Annotated in this window: 15 protein-coding genes; 7 read left to right on the top strand and 8 right to left on the bottom strand. The window is 69.2% G+C overall.

The window, feature by feature from the left end:
* The first annotated feature begins 31 nt into the window (after window positions 1–31).
* The 5 genes from OG905_RS30255 to OG905_RS30235 all read left to right on the top strand — a co-directional run bounded on the left by OG905_RS30255 (window position 32) and on the right by OG905_RS30235 (window position 6,463).
* Entirely contained in the window at window positions 32–1,366 is a 1,335-nt protein-coding gene (locus OG905_RS30255; protein WP_324989588.1) for a DUF2252 domain-containing protein, read from the top strand.
* A gap of 68 nt (window positions 1,367–1,434) precedes the next feature.
* Complete coding sequence (locus OG905_RS30250) at window positions 1,435–2,124, top strand: hypothetical protein (protein ID WP_328678812.1); 690 nt, start codon at window positions 1,435–1,437, stop codon at window positions 2,122–2,124.
* A gap of 62 nt (window positions 2,125–2,186) precedes the next feature.
* Entirely contained in the window at window positions 2,187–3,008 is an 822-nt protein-coding gene (locus OG905_RS30245; RefSeq protein ID WP_328678811.1) for a DsbA family protein, read from the top strand.
* A gap of 533 nt (window positions 3,009–3,541) precedes the next feature.
* Entirely contained in the window at window positions 3,542–5,194 is a 1,653-nt protein-coding gene (locus tag OG905_RS30240; RefSeq protein ID WP_328678810.1) for an alkaline phosphatase D family protein, read from the top strand.
* A 345-nt stretch (window positions 5,195–5,539) separates the two neighbouring features.
* Window positions 5,540–6,463, top strand: coding sequence for a zinc metalloprotease (locus tag OG905_RS30235; protein WP_328682683.1), 924 nt, complete (start codon window positions 5,540–5,542; stop codon window positions 6,461–6,463).
* A gap of 39 nt (window positions 6,464–6,502) precedes the next feature.
* Here the strand turns inward: OG905_RS30235 and OG905_RS30230 are convergent, their stop codons facing one another.
* Window positions 6,503–7,081, bottom strand: coding sequence for a dienelactone hydrolase family protein (locus OG905_RS30230; RefSeq protein WP_328678809.1), 579 nt, complete (start codon window positions 7,079–7,081; stop codon window positions 6,503–6,505).
* Window positions 7,082–7,117: 36 nt separating this feature from the next.
* Between OG905_RS30230 and OG905_RS30225 the strand changes: the two genes are divergently transcribed.
* Complete coding sequence (locus OG905_RS30225; protein WP_328678808.1) at window positions 7,118–8,254, top strand: mechanosensitive ion channel family protein; 1,137 nt, start codon at window positions 7,118–7,120, stop codon at window positions 8,252–8,254.
* Between the two features lie 125 nt (window positions 8,255–8,379).
* On the opposite strand, the gene OG905_RS30220 is transcribed toward OG905_RS30225, so the two are convergent.
* From OG905_RS30220 to OG905_RS30205, 4 genes are all read right to left on the bottom strand, one after another.
* A complete protein-coding gene (locus OG905_RS30220; protein WP_328678807.1) occupies window positions 8,380–8,853 on the bottom strand; it encodes a GNAT family N-acetyltransferase in 474 nt (157 codons plus the stop codon).
* Complete coding sequence (locus OG905_RS30215; protein WP_328678806.1) at window positions 8,850–9,791, bottom strand: RluA family pseudouridine synthase; 942 nt, start codon at window positions 9,789–9,791, stop codon at window positions 8,850–8,852. The genes OG905_RS30220 and OG905_RS30215 overlap by 4 nt, the downstream gene beginning before the upstream one ends.
* 17 nt (window positions 9,792–9,808) lie before the next feature.
* Window positions 9,809–10,369 carry a signal peptidase II gene (gene lspA / locus OG905_RS30210; protein ID WP_328678805.1) on the bottom strand — a complete coding sequence of 187 codons (561 nt, stop codon included), beginning with the start codon at window positions 10,367–10,369 and terminating at the stop codon, window positions 9,809–9,811.
* A gap of 185 nt (window positions 10,370–10,554) precedes the next feature.
* Complete coding sequence (locus OG905_RS30205; protein ID WP_328678803.1) at window positions 10,555–11,694, bottom strand: TraR/DksA family transcriptional regulator; 1,140 nt, start codon at window positions 11,692–11,694, stop codon at window positions 10,555–10,557.
* Between the two features lie 571 nt (window positions 11,695–12,265).
* On the opposite strand from OG905_RS30205, the gene ileS reads away from it, so the two are divergent.
* Window positions 12,266–15,436: an isoleucine--tRNA ligase gene (ileS, locus tag OG905_RS30200; RefSeq protein ID WP_328678801.1), complete on the top strand. Its 3,171-nt coding sequence runs from the start codon at window positions 12,266–12,268 to the stop codon at window positions 15,434–15,436.
* A gap of 249 nt (window positions 15,437–15,685) precedes the next feature.
* Here ileS and OG905_RS30195 read toward each other — a convergent pair whose 3' ends face one another.
* The 3 genes from OG905_RS30195 to OG905_RS30185 all read right to left on the bottom strand — a co-directional run bounded on the left by OG905_RS30195 (window position 15,686) and on the right by OG905_RS30185 (window position 17,778).
* Entirely contained in the window at window positions 15,686–16,756 is a 1,071-nt protein-coding gene (locus OG905_RS30195) for a DivIVA domain-containing protein (RefSeq protein WP_328678799.1), read from the bottom strand.
* A 54-nt stretch (window positions 16,757–16,810) separates the two neighbouring features.
* Window positions 16,811–17,101 carry a YggT family protein gene (locus OG905_RS30190; protein WP_266477386.1) on the bottom strand — a complete coding sequence of 97 codons (291 nt, stop codon included), beginning with the start codon at window positions 17,099–17,101 and terminating at the stop codon, window positions 16,811–16,813.
* Between the two features lie 71 nt (window positions 17,102–17,172).
* Window positions 17,173–17,778: a cell division protein SepF gene (locus tag OG905_RS30185; protein ID WP_266477384.1), complete on the bottom strand. Its 606-nt coding sequence runs from the start codon at window positions 17,776–17,778 to the stop codon at window positions 17,173–17,175.
* Window positions 17,779–17,848 lie beyond the last annotated feature (70 nt).

Raw genomic sequence — 17,848 nt, 5'->3', positions numbered from 1 at the left:
CCTTTTGTCATGCACCAGGAGGCACCAAGCGATGTCGGTACCGCGATCCGCCGAGGTCACAGCTGAAGAGCGCGGCGAGCAGATTCTCGCCGTCTTCGAGACCGCCTTCGGCCAGCTGCTGGCGGCCGATCCCGCTGCCTTCCGGGTCAAGTTCCGGAAGATGGCCGCGTCGGCGTTCGCGTTCTACCGGGGCACCGCCTGCCTCTTCTACAACGACCTGGAGCGGGAGCAGCACGGCGGCCCGTTCCTCGACGACCGCACCGGCCGGGTGTGGATCCACGGCGATCTGCACGCCGAGAACTTCGGCACGTACATGGACGCCAACGGCCGGCTGATCTTCAACGTCAACGACTTCGACGAGGCGTACATCGGCCCCTTCACCTGGGACCTCAAGCGGCTGGCCGCGTCGCTGGCGCTGATCGGCTACACCAAAGCGCTCAGCGACGAGCAGATCACCGAGCTGGTGCGGGTCTACGCCGCCGCGTACCGCGAGCGCATCCACGCCCTGGCCACCGGCGCCAAGAACGACGAGGTGCCGCCCTTCACGCTGGACACCGCCGAGGGCCCGCTGCTGGACGCCCTGCGCGACGCCCGCTCTCTGACCCGCTTCTCGCTGCTCGACTCGATGACCGAGATCCGTGACTTCGAGCGCCGGTTCGCGCCCGGCGGCGGCTCGATCGAGCTCGACGCGGCCACCCGCTACAAGGTGCTCGCGGCATTCGACGGCTATCTGGAGACGCTGCCCGAGTCCAGCCTGACCCGGCCGGACTCGTACCGCGTCAAGGATGTCGTGGGCCGACGCGGCATCGGCATCGGATCCGCGGGCCTGCCCTCGTACAACATCCTGCTGGAGGGCAACAGCGACGCCCTCGAGAACGACGTCGTGATCTATATGAAGCAGGCGCAGACTCCGGCGGTCTCCCGCCACATCACCGACGCGACCGCGCGGGAGTACTTCCAGCACGAGGGCCACCGCACGGTGATCTCGCAGCGCGCGCTCCAGGACCACGCCGACCCGTGGCTGGGCTGGACCGAGCTGGACGGCGCCGGTCAGCTGGTGGCCGAGGTGTCCCCGTACGCGGTGGACCTGGACTGGTCGGACATCGACGACCCCGAGGAGATCGCGGCCGTCGTCGCCGACCTCGGCCGGGCGACGGCGACGATGCACGGCGCGGCGGACGACGAGAGCGGCCACTCGCTGGTGCCGTTCTCCACGGAGCGGGCCATCGACGCGGCGATCGCGGCGGACGAGGAGGGCTTTGCGGAGCTGCTGGTCGAGTTCGCGCACAGCTACGGCGCGCGGGCGCGGGCGGACCACCAGATCTTCGTGGACCTGTTCCGTAACGGTCGTATTCCGGGACTGTAGGGGACACCCCTCAGATCGGCCGGGTCCTTTAAGAGTCCCTTACAGGGACGCATGGGACACTCCCGGTGATGGACGTATCAGGGATGCAGCTCAGGGCGCTGCGGGCGGCGATCTTCACGGCACTGGTCGTGACGCTGTCCGCGGCGTCCCATGTGCTGCTCTCCCGGGTGCCGCTGCCGGTGACCACCGTCGCCGGTCTTTCGGCGGGCGTCTTCGCCGTCGCGTACGCCCTCTCCGGCCGGGAGCGCGGCTACTGGCGGATCGTGAGTCTGCTCGTCCCGCTGGAACTGGCCGCGGACACCGTCTTCACCACCGGCCAGGACGTCTGTTACGGCCCCGGCGGGGGCCCTGTCGCCGGGTCGCTGCGCTCGGTGGGCTTCGATGTGCTGTGCGGCGGCAGCGTCGGCACGGCGCTGCCCGGTGTCGGCGGCCCCGACCACGGCACGGCGGCGGCCCTGCTGCACTCCGCCAACCCGGCCCTGCCCTGGCTGCTGCTCACCGCGCATCTGTCGGTCGGGCTGCTGGCCGCGGCCTGGCTGCGGCGCGGCGAGTCCGCGCTGGCCGGGCTTGTACGGGCGGTGGGTGCGTTCGCGTTCCGGCCGCTGCTGCTGGCGGCCGCCGTGGTGGTCACGGCACACCGGTCCGTACGCCGCGCAGTGCGCCCTGCGCTCAGCCGCCCCGGCAGCTCCCGCACCCGCCTGCTGGTGCACTCCGTCGCACGACGGGGACCGCCGCGCTCGGCCGCAGTCTTCGCCTGAGCCCGCAGTCCCCCTTTTCCGTATCCCTCTTACGGGTACGACCTCACACGGAGTGAATCAGCATGAGTGCACGTAACAGCCAGGCCAGCAAGGCGGCGGCCCGCGAGCGGCTGCGCCAGGAGCGAGAGCGCCAGGCCAAGAAGGAAAAGACCCGCCGCCAGCTCATCGTCATCGGCTCGACGATCGTGGTCCTGGCGATCGCGGGCGGTGTCGGCTACGCGATCATGCAGGCCAACAAGCCGACGCACTGGGAGTCGGCGAAGGACGAGAAGAACGTCACCGCGCCGAAGAACACCTCGGGCGAGAACGGCACGACCGTCGTCCTCGGCAAGGCGTCCGCGAAGAAGACGCTGGAGCTGTACGAGGACTCGCGCTGCCCGGTCTGCGCGAACTTCGAGCAGGCGGTCGGCCCGACGGTGAAGAAGGACGTCGACGCCGGAAAGTACAAGATCAAGTACATCGGCGCGACCTTCATCGACGGCGCGAAGTCGATCAACGGCGAGGGCTCGAAGAACGCGCTGAGCGCGCTGGGGGCGGCGCTGAATGTGAGCCCGGAGGCGTTTGCCGAGTACAAGACGGCGCTGTACTCGAAGGCGTTCCACCCGCAGGAGACGGACGACAAGTTCTCGAAGGACTCCTATCTGCTCAAGATCGCCGAGACGGTGCCCGCGCTGAAGAACAACAGCGAGTTCAAGAAGAACGTGGAGGACGGGACGTTCGATGCTTGGGCGATCAAGATGTCGGACGCGTTCAGCAAGAGCGGGGTCGAGGGCACGCCGACGTTGAAGATGAACGGCAAGAAGGTCACGGCGGAGGGAACGGACAACCCGCCGATGACGGTGGAGCAGTACAACGCGGCGATCGCGAAGGCGCTGCAGGGCTGAGCGGGGGCTGCGTTGGGGGCCGGCGGCCAGTTGTCGCCCCGGCCCCCGAGGCGGGCCGACTGAACAACCCGCTCCGGCGCGGGCGTTCGACGCGCCTGGCCGGGTAACTCGCGCGAAGCGGCGCACTGACGTCTGGGCCTTTCCCCCACCCCGCCCTCCCCCAGACTCCGTCCGGGGGACCCCCAACCTCCTCGCGCCTCAATTGCCGGCGGGGTTGGATGTGCGGCCGGGCCGCGCATGTCAGCCCGTCCGGCGTTTGAGGACATGCGGCCGAAGGTCGCATACGGGGGTCTGGGGGCTTGCCCCGCACGCGGCGGAGCCGCAAATGTCACAGCCGGGAAGGGGCGGGGTGGGGAACAAGCCCGCCGCAGGCGCACCCCGCACCCGCAAAGGGGCACGGTGAGGGAAACGCCCCCTTCGCCCCACTACGGTCAACACCCCCGTTACCCCTCCCCCACCACCCGGCGAACTTTCCCCATTCCCCCTCCCGTTCGCTCTTCCATTCGACCTACCGATCAGTAGTCTGATCGGCCGTGACCAGTAGACTCTCTTCAACTCCCAGCCGCCGCACGGTCGTCAAGGCCGCTGCCGCCACCGCTGTCGTCGCCGCGCCCGCCATCGCGGTCGCCACCTCCGCCGCTTCGGCCTCCGCCACCGAGGCCCCGGCCTTCCTGCACGGCATCGCCTCCGGGGACCCGCTGCCCGACGGCGTGCTGCTGTGGACGCGTATCACTCCCACTCCCGACGCCGTGCCCGGCTCCGGCAAGGGGCCCGACACCGCGGTGAGTTGGGAGGTCGCCGAGGACAAGGCCTTCACGAAGGTCGTCGCCAGTGGTGCCACGACCTCGAAGGCCGCCTCCGACCACACGGTCAAGGTCGACGTAAGGGGCCTGCGCCAGGCCACCGCCTATTACTTCCGCTTCACGGCCGCAGGCAGCGTCTCCCCCGTCGGCCGGACCCGCACCACCCCCGCCACCGACGCCTCGACCCCCGGCGTCCGCTTCGGTGTGGTCTCCTGCGCCAACTGGGAGTCCGGGTACTTCTCGGCGTACCGGCATCTCGCCGCCCGCAGCGACCTCGACGCGATCCTCCATCTCGGCGACTACATCTACGAGTACGCGACCGGCGGCTACCCCGAGCCGAAGTACGTCGTACGCCAGCACTCGCCGAAGAACGAGATCATCACGCTCGCCGACTACCGCACCCGGCACGCCACGTACAAGACGGACGCCGACCTGCAGACGCTGCACGCCGCGCACCCGGTGATCGCGATCTGGGACGACCACGAGTTCGCCAACGACGCCTGGTCGGGCGGCGCGGAGAACCACACGCCGGGCACCGAGGGCGACTGGGCGGCACGCGCCGCGGCCGCGCGCCAGGCGTACTTCGAGTGGATGCCCGTACGCGCGTCGACCGAGGGCACGGTCTACCGCCGCCTGCGCTTCGGCAAGCTCGCCGATCTGCATCTGCTGGACCTGCGTTCCTTCCGCTCGCAGCAGTCGACGGTCGGCAACGGCGGCGTGGACGACCCGGACCGCTCCATCACCGGCCGCGCCCAGCTGGACTGGCTGAAGTCCGGCCTGGCCGCTTCCGATGCCTCCTGGAAGCTGGTCGGCACCTCGGTGATGATCTCGCCGGTGGCCTTCGGCTCCGTACCGGCCTATCTCCTGGAGCCGATCGCGGAGTTGCTGGGCCTGCCCAAGGAGGGCCTCGCCGTCAACGTCGACCAGTGGGACGGCTACACGGACGACCGCAAGGAACTGCTCGCGCACCTGACCCAGCGCGGCATCAAGAACACGGTCTTCCTCACCGGCGACATCCACATGGCGTGGGCGAACGACGTGCCGGTCAAGGCGGCGACGTATCCGCTGTCGCAGTCGGCCGCGACCGAGTTCGTCGTGACGTCGGTGACCTCCGACAACCTGGACGACATCCTGCATGTCGCACCCGGCACCATCTCGCTGGTCGCCTCCGCGGCGGTCAAGGCGGCCAACCGCCATGTGAAGTGGATCGACATGGACAACCACGGCTACGGCGTCCTCGACGTCACCGCCGAGCGCTCCCAGATGGACTACTACGTCATCTCCGACAAGACGCAGCAGGGCGCGACCACCAAGTGGGCCCGCTCCTACCGGACCCTGTCCGGTACGCAGCACGTCGAGCGGGTCGACCGGCCGGTGCGCTGACCGTCGAATTCCAGCCACTCGGCGCCCTGTTACGCACAGATCACGCCATCAGGCGGGTGGTGTTAATTCGCCATCCGAATCCGGACACACCACCCGCCTTGGTAACCCCGCGTGTTACCGGTCCATCTCAAAGTCTGGACCTGGCTGAAAGATTTCGCCCCGATGTCCTAATTGATCTATGGATTGATTGGGCTTGATCGATTCTCATCGAGATCTGTCATGCGCACATAACCTCCCGGCAGTGGCGAGGAAGTCACCTCCGCCCACCCCCCGCTAGGAGTCAACGTGCCCACGCTTGCCCGAATATCTCCCCGTCTGCGCAACCGATTCATCGGTACCGCGGTCATGGCCGGAACTCTTGTGCTCTCCCCGCTCTCCGCACCCGCCGGGATCGCCGCCGCCAAGACCCCCGCGCAGGACTGCGCCGACACTGCGAGCGTTTCCGCCAACGCCCGTGAGGCCAAGCCCGGTAGCCAGCACGCGGACGAGCCCAACGAAGTGACCGCCACTCAGGCCAAGGCCATGGACGCGGACATGCGCAAGAGACTCGACAAGGCCCGCGCCACTGGCAGAGCGTTCACGACGGCCGCGGCGACCACCATCCCGGTCTACTTCCACGTCGTCCACAGCGGAACGACCGGCAAGCTCACCGCGACCGACGTCAGCAACCAGATGGCGGTCCTCAACGCCGCCTACGCCGGCCAGGGCACCGGGAACACCGACTCCACGTTCCAGTTCTCGCTGGCCGCCACGGACTACACGGACAACGCCTCCTGGTACAACCTGGCCTCCGGCTCGACCAACGAGAAGGCGATGAAGACCGCGCTGCGCAAGGGCGGCGCGGGCGCCCTCAACATCTACACCGCCAACCTCGGCGGCGGCCTGCTCGGCTGGGCGACCTTCCCGAGCTCGTACAACTCCAGCCCGGGCATGGACGGCGTCGTCATCCTCGACACGTCACTGCCCGGCGGCTCCGCCACCAACTACGACGAGGGCGACACGGCGACCCACGAGGTCGGCCACTGGATGGGGCTCTACCACACCTTCCAGGGCGGCTGTAACGGCAACGGCGACTACGTCTCCGACACCCCGTCCGAGAAGAGCGCCGCGTACCAGTGCCCGACGGGCCGCGACTCCTGCGTCAACAAGACGGGCGTCGACCCGATCCACAACTTCATGGACTACACGTACGACTCCTGCATGTACCAGTTCTCCGCCGGCCAGGTGCAGCGCATGAAGGACAGCTGGACCGCCTACCGGGCGGGCTGAGGCCGAGCTGCCCGCCGCACCCGCGGCGGGCAGCATTCGTCAGCTCTCCTGGAGCGATTCCAGGAAGCCCAGCGCCACCCGCCAGGTCTGCTCCGCCGACGCCTCGTCGTAGTCGGGCAGTTCGGGGTCGGTGTACAGATGCCCGGCGCCCGGGTAGCGGTAGATCTCCACATCGGCGCCCGCCCGCTGCATCTGCAGAGACCAGGCGCTCAGCCAGTCGTGCGGCTCGAAGGGGTCGGGGTCGGCGACATGCAGCTGTACGGGCAGCTCGTCCACGCTCACGCCCTCGGCGATGTCGGACGTGCCGTGCACAAGCAGCAGCCCGCGCGCCTTCTGGTCGCCCATCGCGAGGTTCTGCGCGATCGATCCGCCGAGCGAGAAGCCGGCGTACACCAGACCCCGGTCCGAATACGGCGCGGAGGCCGCGATCGCGCGGCGCAGCAACTCCTCCGTGCCGATCTTGTCCTTGAGCTCCCTGCCCTCCTCCACGGAATCGACGGTTTGCCCGTCGTAGAGGTCGGGCACGTGAACCTGGTGCCCGGCTTCGCGCAGCCTGTCGGCCGCGGCGAGAACGGCCGGGCGCAGACCGTAGACCGAATGGAAGAGCATGATGTTCATTCGGACATCCTGCCAGTTCCCGTTAGCGTCGGAGCCATGGAGAACGCACTGCGCCCGTTGACCGTCCTCGGTGGTTCGGTCCTGCTCACGCTGCTGCTCGGCTGGGCTTTCGACCTGCTGCTGCGCCGGGTGGACCGCCGCCACCCCGAGACGCCGCTGTGGGGTCTGCTGCGCCGTTGCGGGCTGCCGCTCCAAGTCGTGCTGCTCACCGCGATACTGAGAGGGAGCTTCCGGGAGACCGGGTGGCAGCTCATCGAGAACCACGAAGCGGGCATCGGTCATGTGCTGTCGCTGGTGCTGATCGGCGCCGGTGCCTGGCTGGTGACCCGGATCGTCTCCGCCGTCGTGGAGTCCACGTACGCCCGCTACGCCACCTCCACCCGTGATCCCGCCCGGGTACGGCGGGTGCGTACGCAAGTCACGCTGATCATGCGGATCGTCACGGCGATCGTCGCCGTGGTGGCATTCGCCGCGATGCTGCTGACCTTCCCCGGCATGGAGAAGCTCGGCGCCTCGATGCTGGCTTCCGCGGGCATCATCGGCATCGTCGCCGGTGTCGCCGCGCAGTCCACGCTCGGCAATCTCTTCGCCGGATTCCAGATCGCGTTCGGCGACATGGTGCGGATCGGCGACACCGTGGTGGTGGACGGGGAGTGGGGTGTGGTCGAGGAGGTCACGCTCACGTTCCTCGCCGTACGGACCTGGGACGAGCGGCGGATAACGATGCCGGTGTCGTACTTCACCGGGAAGCCGTTCGAGAACTGGTCGCGCGGCGGGGCCCAGATAACCGGGACGGTCTTCTTCCATCTCGACCACTCGGCGCCGGTGGGGCTGATGCGCGAGAAGCTGCAGGAGATCCTGGGCGATTGCGCGGCATGGGACAGCCGGGACTGGAGCCTCGCTGTCACCGACACCACACCGACCACGATCCAGGTGCGCGCGGTGGTCACTGCGAAGGACGCGGACGACCTCTGGACGGTGCGCTGCGTGGTACGGGAGCAGATGATCGCCTGGCTGTGGGAGAAGCATCCGTACGCGCTCCCACGCGTCTCGACCTCGCCCGCAGCGCGTGACGCCACATCCACCTCGTCGGCGGCCCCGCCCGAGGAGCCGCACGAGCCGGACGAGTCGCATGAGGGCGGCGCCAACCGGCCGCGCACGGGCCGCGGTTGACACCGAGTTCGGGACGGCAGGTTCGGCGCGCTGTCACCGTCTCACGCGGCTGTCCAACTCCCGCGCGGCGCAACGGCCGTGATCAGTACGGAGGGCGCGCGCCCGGGGTCCGGGAGAGGCTCCCGCTACAGCCCGCGCCGCATCGCCCGGTGCCCGATCCCCGCGTCCAGGAACTCCGCCCCGTACACGACGTACCCCAGCCGCTCGTAGAAGCCCAGCGCATGCGTCTGCGCGTGCAGATCCACCGCCGCCAGCCCCCGCTCCCGCGCCGCGTCCTCGATCGCCCTCACCAGCGCCACACCGACGCCCAGCCCGCGTGCCGCCTTGGTCACCGCGAGCCGTCCCAGCGAACCCACCGAGGCCTCGCCGCCCGTCTTGTCCGCCGCGGCCGGTCCGTACAGCAGACGTCCCGTGCCGAGCGGCACCCCGTCCTCGCCGACGGCCAGCACATGCACGGTGTCCGCCTCCTCGGCGTCGAAGGCGTCGTACTCGATCTCCGCCGGCACGCGCTGCTCGACGACGAAGACGTCCTTGCGGACCGCGAAAGCGGCCTCACGGTCGGCCGGGCCGACCGCCACCCGCACCTGGAACCCGGTCATTCACTCTCCGCCGTGATCTTGTCCAGTGCCGACTGCAGGTCCTGCGGGTACGTGCTCTCGAACTCGACCCACTGCCCGTCCGACGGGTGCTCGAAGCCGAGGCGGACCGCGTGCAGCCACTGCCTGGTCAGCCCCAGCCGCTTCCCGAGCGTCGGGTCCGCGCCGTAGGTCAGATCGCCCACACAGGGGTGCTTGTGCGCCGCCATGTGCACCCGGATCTGGTGCGTGCGACCGGTCTCCAGCTTGATGTCCAGCAGCGAGGCCGCGCGGAAGGCCTCGATGAGGTCGTAGTGCGTGACAGAGTCCTTGCCGTCCGCCGTGACGGCCCACTTGTAGTCGTGGTTGGGGTGCCGGCCGATGGGCGCGTCGATCGTCCCGCTCAGCGGATCCGGGTGGCCCTGGACCAGAGCGTGGTACCGCTTGTCCACGACGCGGTCGCGGAACTGCGCCTTCAGCAGGGTGTACGCCCGCTCCGACTTGGCGACGACCATCAGCCCGGACGTACCGACGTCGAGGCGGTGCACGATCCCCTGCCGCTCGGCCGCGCCCGACGTCGAGATCCGGTAGCCCGCGGCCGCGAGACCGCCGATGACCGTGGTGCCGGTCCAGCCGGGGCTCGGGTGCGCGGCCACGCCGACCGGCTTCACGATCACGACGATGTCGTCGTCGTCGTGCACGATCTCCATGCCCTCGACCGGCTCGGCCACGATCTGCACCGGCGCGGCCGCCTGCGGCATCTCGACCTCGAGCCACGCCCCGCCGTGCACCCGCTCGGACTTTCCTACCACCGAGCCGTCGACCTGCACCTTTCCGGCGGCCGCCAGGTCGGCCGCTTTCGTACGGGAGAACCCGAACATCCGGGAAATGGCGGCGTCGACGCGCTCGCCCTCAAGGCCATCGGGTACGGGCAGGGTGCGGATCTCGGGAACTGTACTCACCCGTCGAGTATGCCTTGTCAGTCCTTGTGGACGGTCCCGTCGGGGTCCAGGCCCCTGAAGGACAGGATCACAATGAGGAATCCGCCGCAGACGATCGCGGAGTCGGCGAGATTGAAGACGGCGAAATGCGCGGGCGCGATGAAGTCGACGACCGCGCCCTCGAAGACACCGGGCGAACGGAAGATCCGGTCGGTGAGATTGCCGAGCGCACCCCCGAGCAGCAGTCCGAGCGCGATCGCCCACGGCAGGCTGTAGAGCTTGCGCGCCAGCCGGGCAATCACGATGATCACCGTCGCCGCGATGCAGGTGAAGATCACGGTGAAGGCCTCGCCCATGCCGAAGGCGGCGCCGGGGTTGCGTACCGCCTCGAACTTCAGCAGATCGCCGACGACCTCGATCGGCTCGTGGTGCTCCAGCTTGGCCACCACGATCATCTTGCTGACGAGGTCGATCAGGTAGGCCACGACCGCCACACCGAAGAGCACGGCGATCTTGCGCCTGCCCTTGGGCCGCTCGGCGGGCGCCGCAGCCTCGCCGTCAACATCTGGCGTACCGATGATGCGCTCCGCCTCTGCCACGTGAGTCCCTCAACCTAGGTGCCTGACTGAGCACGAGGGTACGGCACACACGTACGGAGCCAGAGGGCCCCAGGCCCTGTCCGGCCGACCTTGCCCGGCTCGCGTGCCCCTGGCGCGCGCGTGCCGGACCCCGCCCCCTGACCCGGCCCGATCGATCGGACAGGGATCTAGCCGCGTCGTTCCTGTCAGCCGCGTCGTTCCTGCTTCTGCTTGTCCTCGACGCAGAGCGTCGCGCGCGGGAACGCCTGCATCCGCGCCTTGCCGATGGGCTTCCCGCAGATCTCGCAGAGGCCGTACGTCCCCGCATCCAGGCGCAGCAGCGCATGCTCGGTCTGCTCCAGCATCTCGCGCGCGTTCGCGGCGAGCGCCAGCTCGTGCTCGCGCGTGATGTTCTTCGTCCCGGTGTCGGCGTCGTCGTCGCCCGCGCCGTCCCCGGAGTCCCGCATCATCCCGACCAGCGCCTCCTCCGAGGAGCTGATCTCGTTGCTCAGCCGGATCGCTTCGCCCGCCAGCTCGGCGCGCGCCTCGGCGACCTCCTCGGGGGTCCACGGGTCCTCGCCGGGGCGTACCGCGAGCTCTCCCGGCGGTGTCGCGGCCGCTGTACGGGCCGTGGGCAGCGCTGTCGCGCTCTTGCCCGCGGCCGATGCCCCACCCGCGGTCTTCTTCGCTCCCACCGTCCTGGCTCCTGTCTGCTTCGCGGCCTTGGCCGCCCCCTTGGCCGCGGGCGCGGCCTTCTTCGCGGCCTTTTTGGCCGCCGCCTTCGTGGCCACGGCCTTCTTCGCCACGGCTTTCTTCGCAGACGCCCTCTTCGCCGTCGGCGTCCCGGCCGTTGCTGCGGTCGTCGTCTCGTCCACGGCCGTCGCCTTCTTCGCGCTCGTCTTCTTCGCGGGCGCCTTTTTGGCGCCCGCCCTGGCAGTCGTCTTGGCAGTCGTCTTCGCGGCCTTCTTCTTGGCCGTCTTCTCGGCCGCGGCCTTCTTCGCCGCGACCTTCTTGGTCGTGCCCTTCACCGTGGACTTCTTGGCGGCCGTCGTCTTCGTCGGGGTCGCCTTCTTCGTCGCCGTTGCCTTCTTCGTGGTGGCCTTGGCCGCAGCCACCTTCCCGGCGGGTGCCGGCTCCACGACCGCCGACACCTTCTTCACCGTCGCCGTGGCAGCCGATGCCTTCTTCGCCACCTTCGCCGTCGTCGGCCTCGCCGCCTGCTTCCCACTGCCTGCCGCGGCCTTCTTCGCCACGGTGCTCTTCTTCCCGCTCGTATCCCTGGCCGCCGCTCCAGCGGCGGTGGATCTTGCGGACGCCGTCTTCTCGGCGATCTTCTTCGCCACCATGGCCGCGGCCCCTTCACATATTGTGATCTTGCTCGCGAATCGTGCTGGGACGATAAATCGACCCAGGCCCCGCGGCAAACGGGCCACGCCGCCGCTGCGGCCCACCCCGGCCTGTGACAAGGCGAACCTGCATCCGTTGTGCCCAGCTCCCCGCCCCGTAACCGCCGCAAAGAGGCAGCCGGACTCCGCAGGTCCGCGTGTGACCATTCGGGTCAACCGCGCAGCTCGCGAACGGCCGGCGGTCGGCCCGGTGAAAACCGGTCGGCCGCCGCACGTAGGGGCCCGTACACTGGGCGGAGCGAAAGGCGTGGATGGGGACGAGTAGCGTCGTACGCAGCCATGAGCGACCCGGGGACGGTGAGAGCCCGGGGGCGAGCGCGAGGTGAAGCATCACCCCTGAGCCGCCGGAAGAAAGCCCTCGGAGCGTTCGGGGGGTGACTAGACCCGGCATCGCGACCCCAATGAGGGGGCTCACCGGCCACCGCCGGCGGGCCAAGGAGGGTGGTACCGCGGGAGCACCGGCTCTCGTCCCTCCGACGGCACAGACTTTGTCCGTTGGAGGAGTTCGTCGATGACACCACCGCAGTACCGTCAGGTACCCGCCCAGGTCGATCTGCCCGCGCTCGAGCATGCCGTGCTCGACTTCTGGCGCGAGGCCAAGGTCTTCCAGAAGAGCCTTGAGCAGTCCGAGGGCCGCCCCGAGTGGGTCTTCTACGAGGGCCCGCCCACCGCCAACGGCATGCCGGGTGCCCACCACATCGAGGCCCGCGTCTTCAAGGACGTCTTCCCGCGCTTCCGCACGATGCGCGGCTACCACGTCGCCCGCAAGGCCGGCTGGGACTGCCACGGCCTGCCGGTCGAGCTCGCCGTCGAGAAGGAGCTCGGCTTCTCCGGCAAGAAGGACATCGAGGCGTACGGCATCGCGGAATTCAACGCGAAGTGCCGGGAGTCGGTGACCCGGCACACGGACGCGTTCGCCGAGCTGACGGACCGCATGGGCTACTGGGTCGACCTCGACGACGCGTACCGCACCATGGACCCCTCGTACATCGAGTCGGTCTGGTGGTCGCTGAAGGAGATCTTCAACAAGGGCCTGCTGGTCCAGGACCACCGCGTCGCCCCCTGGTGCCCGCGCTGCGGCACCGGCCTCTCGGACCACGAGCTTGCGCAGGGTTACGAGACTGTCGTGGACCCGTCCGTCTTCGTCCGTTTCCCGCTGACCTCCGGCCCGCTCGCGGGCGAGGCCGCGCTGCTGGTCTGGACGACGACCCCCTGGACCCTGGTCTCGAACACCGCCGTCGCCGCGCACCCCGACGTCACGTACGTCGTCGCGACGAACGGCCAGGAGAAACTCGTCGTCGCCGAGCCGCTGCTGGAGAAGGCACTCGGCGAAGGCTGGGAGGCCACCGGCCAGTCCTTCACCGGCGCGGAGATGGAGCGCTGGACGTATCAGCGCCCCTTCGAGCTGGTGGCCTTCCCGAGCGTCAGCGAGGGAAGCGATGGACACAGCCCCGCCCCGGCCCACTACGTCGTGAACGCCGAGTACGTGACGACCGAGGACGGTACGGGTCTGGTCCACCAGTCCCCCGCCTTCGGTGAGGACGACCTCAAGGTCTGCCGCGCGTACGGCCTGCCGGTCGTGAACCCGGTCCGCCCCGACGGCACCTTCGAGGAGGACGTCCCGCTGGTCGGCGGCGTCTTCTTCAAGAAGGCCGACGAGACGCTCGTGCCCGATCTGGAGTCCCGCGGCCTGCTCTTCAGGCACGTCCCGTACGAGCACAGCTACCCGCACTGCTGGCGCTGCCACACCGCGCTGCTCTACTACGCGCAGCCGTCCTGGTACATCCGCACCACCGCCATCAAGGACCGTCTCCTCGAGGAGAACGAGAACACCAACTGGATCCCGGACTCGGTCAAGCAGGGCCGGTACGGCGACTGGCTGAACAACAACATCGACTGGGCCCTGTCCCGTAACCGCTACTGGGGCACGCCGCTGCCGATCTGGCGCTGCGAGGACGACCACCTCACCTGCGTCGGCTCGCGCGCCGAGCTCGGCGAGCTGACGGGCACGGACCAGTCGTCGCTGGACCCGCACCGGCCGTTCATCGACGAGGTGACCTTCGCCTGCCCGACCTGCCGGAAGACGGCGACGCGCGTCCCCGAGGTCATCGACGCCTGGTACGACTCGGGTTCGATGCCGTTCGCTCAGTGGGGCTACCCGTACAAGAACAAGGAGCTCTTCGAGAAGCGCTACCCGGCGCAGTTCATCTCGGAGGCCATCGACCAGACGCGTGGATGGTTCTACACGCTGATGGCCGTCGGCACGCTCGTCTTCGACAAGTCGTCGTACGAGAACGTGGTCTGCCTCGGCCACATCCTCGCCGAGGACGGCCGCAAGATGTCCAAGCACCTGGGGAACATCCTCCAGCCGATCCCGCTGATGGACCAGCACGGCGCCGACGCGGTGCGCTGGTTCATGGCGGCCGGCGGCTCGCCGTGGGCGGCGCGGCGGGTGGGTCACGGCACGATCCAGGAGGTCGTGCGCAAGACGCTCCTCACGTACTGGAACACGGTGGCCTTCCAGGCCCTGTACGCGCGCACGTCCAACTGGGCGCCGTCCGCGGCCGATCCGGCCCCGGCCGAGCGCACGGTGCTGGACCGCTGGCTGCTGAGCGAGCTCAACGCGCTGGTGGACCAGGTCACTTCGGCCCTGGAGGCGTACGACACCCAGCGCGCCGGAAAGGTGCTTTCCTCGTTCGTGGACGACCTGTCCAACTGGTATGTGCGCCGCTCGCGCCGCCGCTTCTGGCAGGGCGACCCGGCCGCGCTGCGTACGCTGCACGACGTCGTCGAGACGGTGACCCGGCTGATGGCCCCGCTGACCCCCTTCATCACGGAGCGGGTCTGGCAGGACCTGGTCGTCCCGGTGACGCCGGACGCCCCCGAGTCGGTCCATCTGTCGACCTGGCCGGCTGCCGACCTGGACGCCATCGACCCCACCCTGTCCTCCCAAATGGCGCTGGTACGCCGCCTGGTGGAGCTGGGCCGCGCCACCCGCGCGGAGTCCGGGGTCAAGACGCGCCAGCCGCTCTCCCGGGCGCTGGTCGCCGCGGCGGGCTTCGAGTCCCTCTCCCCCGAACTCCACGCCCAGATCACCGAGGAGCTCAACGTCTCCTCCCTGGCCTCGCTCTCCGAGGTCGGCGGCTCGCTGGTCGACACGACGGCCAAGGCGAACTTCCGGGCACTGGGCAAGCGGTTCGGCAAGGGCGTCCAGGACGTGGCCAAGGCGGTGGCCGCGGCCGATGCGGCGGCCCTGTCCCTGGCGCTGCGCTCGGGCACCGCGACCGTCTCCGTGAACGGCGAGGAGGTGACCCTCTCCCCGGAGGAGGTCATCATCACCGAGACCCCGCGCGAGGGCTGGTCGGTGGCGTCCGACTCGGGCGCGACGGTCGCGCTGGACCTGGAGATCACGCCGGAGCTGCGGCTCGCGGGCCTGGCGCGTGACGCGATCCGGCTGATCCAGGAGGCCCGCAAGAACAGCGGCCTGGACGTCGCGGACCGTATCGCGGTGAGCTGGTCGTCGACGGACCCGTCCACGACGGAGGCCCTGACGGAGCATGCGGGGCTGATCGCGGACGAGGTCCTGGCGACGACGTTCACGACAACCCCGGCGGACGACACCTTCGGCGTCCCGTTCACGGAAGAGGGCCTGTCCCTGACGTTCCGCCTCCGCAAGGCGTAGCCGTCCCAGCGAGGGGCCCGGGCTTCGGCTCGGGCCTCTTTGCTTTCCCCTACCCGCCCCTTCCCGTAACCAAGGGCTTCGCCCCCTGGACCCCCACATGCGACCTCCGGCCGCATGTCCTCAATCGCCGGACGGGCTGAAATTCAGCCCCTCCGGCGATTGAGGAGCAAAAGGGCCGGGCCCGGGACAGATGTCCCGGGCCCGGCCCTCAGCCTGCCGACGGCTACGCGCGATTCGCGCGACCCGCCGTCAGTTGTCGTCCTCGTCGATCAGAAACCCACGCATCGGCGACGGCGCCTGCTGCATCGGCTGCGGCGCCTGCGGCCTCACCGGTGCCATCGGCTGGGTCATCGCCGGGGACATCTGCTGCTGGCCGCCGTACGACGGTCCACCGCCCATGGACTGGTTGCCGCCCATGGACTGACCCATCGACGGGTTGCCGCCCATGGTGTGACCCATCGCACCCGCACCGGCCGGAGCCATCGAGGGCGACGGCGGCAGCGACGCGGCCGCGGGCGCCCGCGGCGGGGCCAACGAGTCGTCGGCCTGGGTCTCCAGCTGACGCAGCTGCGACTCCAGGTAGGACTTCAGCCGCGTGCGGTACTCGCGCTCGAAGCCTCGCAGGTCCTCGACCTTGCGCTCCAGCGTGGCCCGCGCGGACTCCAGGGAGCCCATCGCGACGCGGTGCTTCTCCTGGGCGTCCCGCTCCAGCGCGTCCGCCTTGGCGCGGGCGTCGCGCTCCAGACCCTCGGCGCGGCTGCGGGCCTCGCCGACGATCTTGTTGGCCTCGGAACGGGCCTCGGCGATCGCCTGGTCGGCGGTCTGCTGGGCCAGTGAGAGCACGCGCGCGGCACTGTCGCCGCCGGGTCCCTGCTGCGGCATCTGCGGACCGTGTCCGCCCATGGGGCCGCCCATCGGGCCACCCATGGGACCGCCCTGCATCGGGCCGTGCGGGCCCTGCGGACCGTGACCACCGGGGCCCGGGGGCAGCTGCGGAGCACCACCGGGCAGCTGGGGCGGACCCATCTGCGGGGGCTGCTGCTGGACGGGCGGTCCGGATATGGCGGCGGGCACAGGTGCGCCCGGACCGCGGCCGTCCTGCGGCTCCGGCGGTTTGCGCATGCCCTGCTGCTGGTTCTGCGCGGCCGCACGAGTCGCCGCGGCCAGCTTGGCGCGCAGGTCCTCGTTCTCGCGGAGCAGGCGGGTCAGCTCGGACTCGACCTCGTCGAGGAAGGCATCGACCTCGTCCTCGTCGTAGCCTTCTCGGAGGCGGACAGTCGTGAACTGCTTGTTCCGCACGTCCTCGGGAGTCAGCGGCATCTCTACTTCACCTCTACGTAGTCGTCGGCAGTCGGCAAGACCGTATCGCTCACATCAGTTCCCCACGCCGTTCACGACGGAGATCAGAATGTAGACGATGATCATCAGAACGAAGAAGGACAGGTCGAGTGCCACGCCCCCGAGACGCAGCGGCGGAATGAACCGCCGCAGAAGCTTGAGCGGTGGATCGGTGACAGTGTAGGTGGCCTCCAGAACGACCACCATCGCCTTCCCGGGTGCCCATGAGCGCGCGAACTGGAAGACGTAGTCCATGACCAGCCGGAAGATCAGCACGACGAGAAAGCACACCAGCGCGATGTAGACCACATCCAGTGCGACGCTCATCTCCGCGCTTCCCTCTCCCCTGGCTCTCGTGTCTACCGGCCTCGCGGCCGGGTCGTTCCCGGTGTCGGTTCCTAGCTCTGGTTGAAGAACCCGCCCTCAGCAATGCGGGCCTTGTCCTCCGCCGTGACATCGACGTTAGCAGGAGACAACAGGAACACCTTCTGCGTAACCCGCTCAATGCTGCCATGCAGACCGAACACGAGTCCCGCGGCAAAGTCGACAAGTCGCTTTGCGTCGGTGTCGTCCATCTCCGTGAGGTTCATGATCACCGGGGTGCCCTCGCGGAAGTGTTCCCCGATGGTACGGGCCTCGTTGTAGGTCCGCGGGTGCAGTGTGGTGATGCGGTAGGGCTCCCGCTCGGACACGACCTTGGGCATGATCACCGGTGCGTTCTTCTCCAGGCTCGGTCGTTCAGGTGTGATGGATGCCACGGGGGCAATTCGCGCCGGACGTCCACTTTCAGCGGGAAGCGGAACCGGATCGCGCTGCGCGGGCGGCTGGACCACCCGCACCGGTTCATCCCTCTCGACCTGGTGCGGGGGCTGGTGGCGCCGGTGGTCCCGCTCGGGCTCCGGCTCGGGTTCGAAGTCGTCATCGGGATCGAAACCCCGGCCGTCGTACCCATCGTCCTCCACGAGGCCGAGGTAGACCGCCATCTTGCGCATCGCGCCGGCCATTCTCTGAGTCCTCCGCTCTGTGGTGGATCGGCATTCGTCACCAAGTGCCAGCGATCCACTCGGTCTGCCC

This window comes from Streptomyces sp. NBC_00322 (genome assembly GCF_036147535.1).
GTDB lineage: Bacteria > Actinomycetota > Actinomycetes > Streptomycetales > Streptomycetaceae > Streptomyces.
Note: the sequence above shows the minus strand (reverse complement) of the source record. Positions and strands in the feature narration are given on the sequence as shown.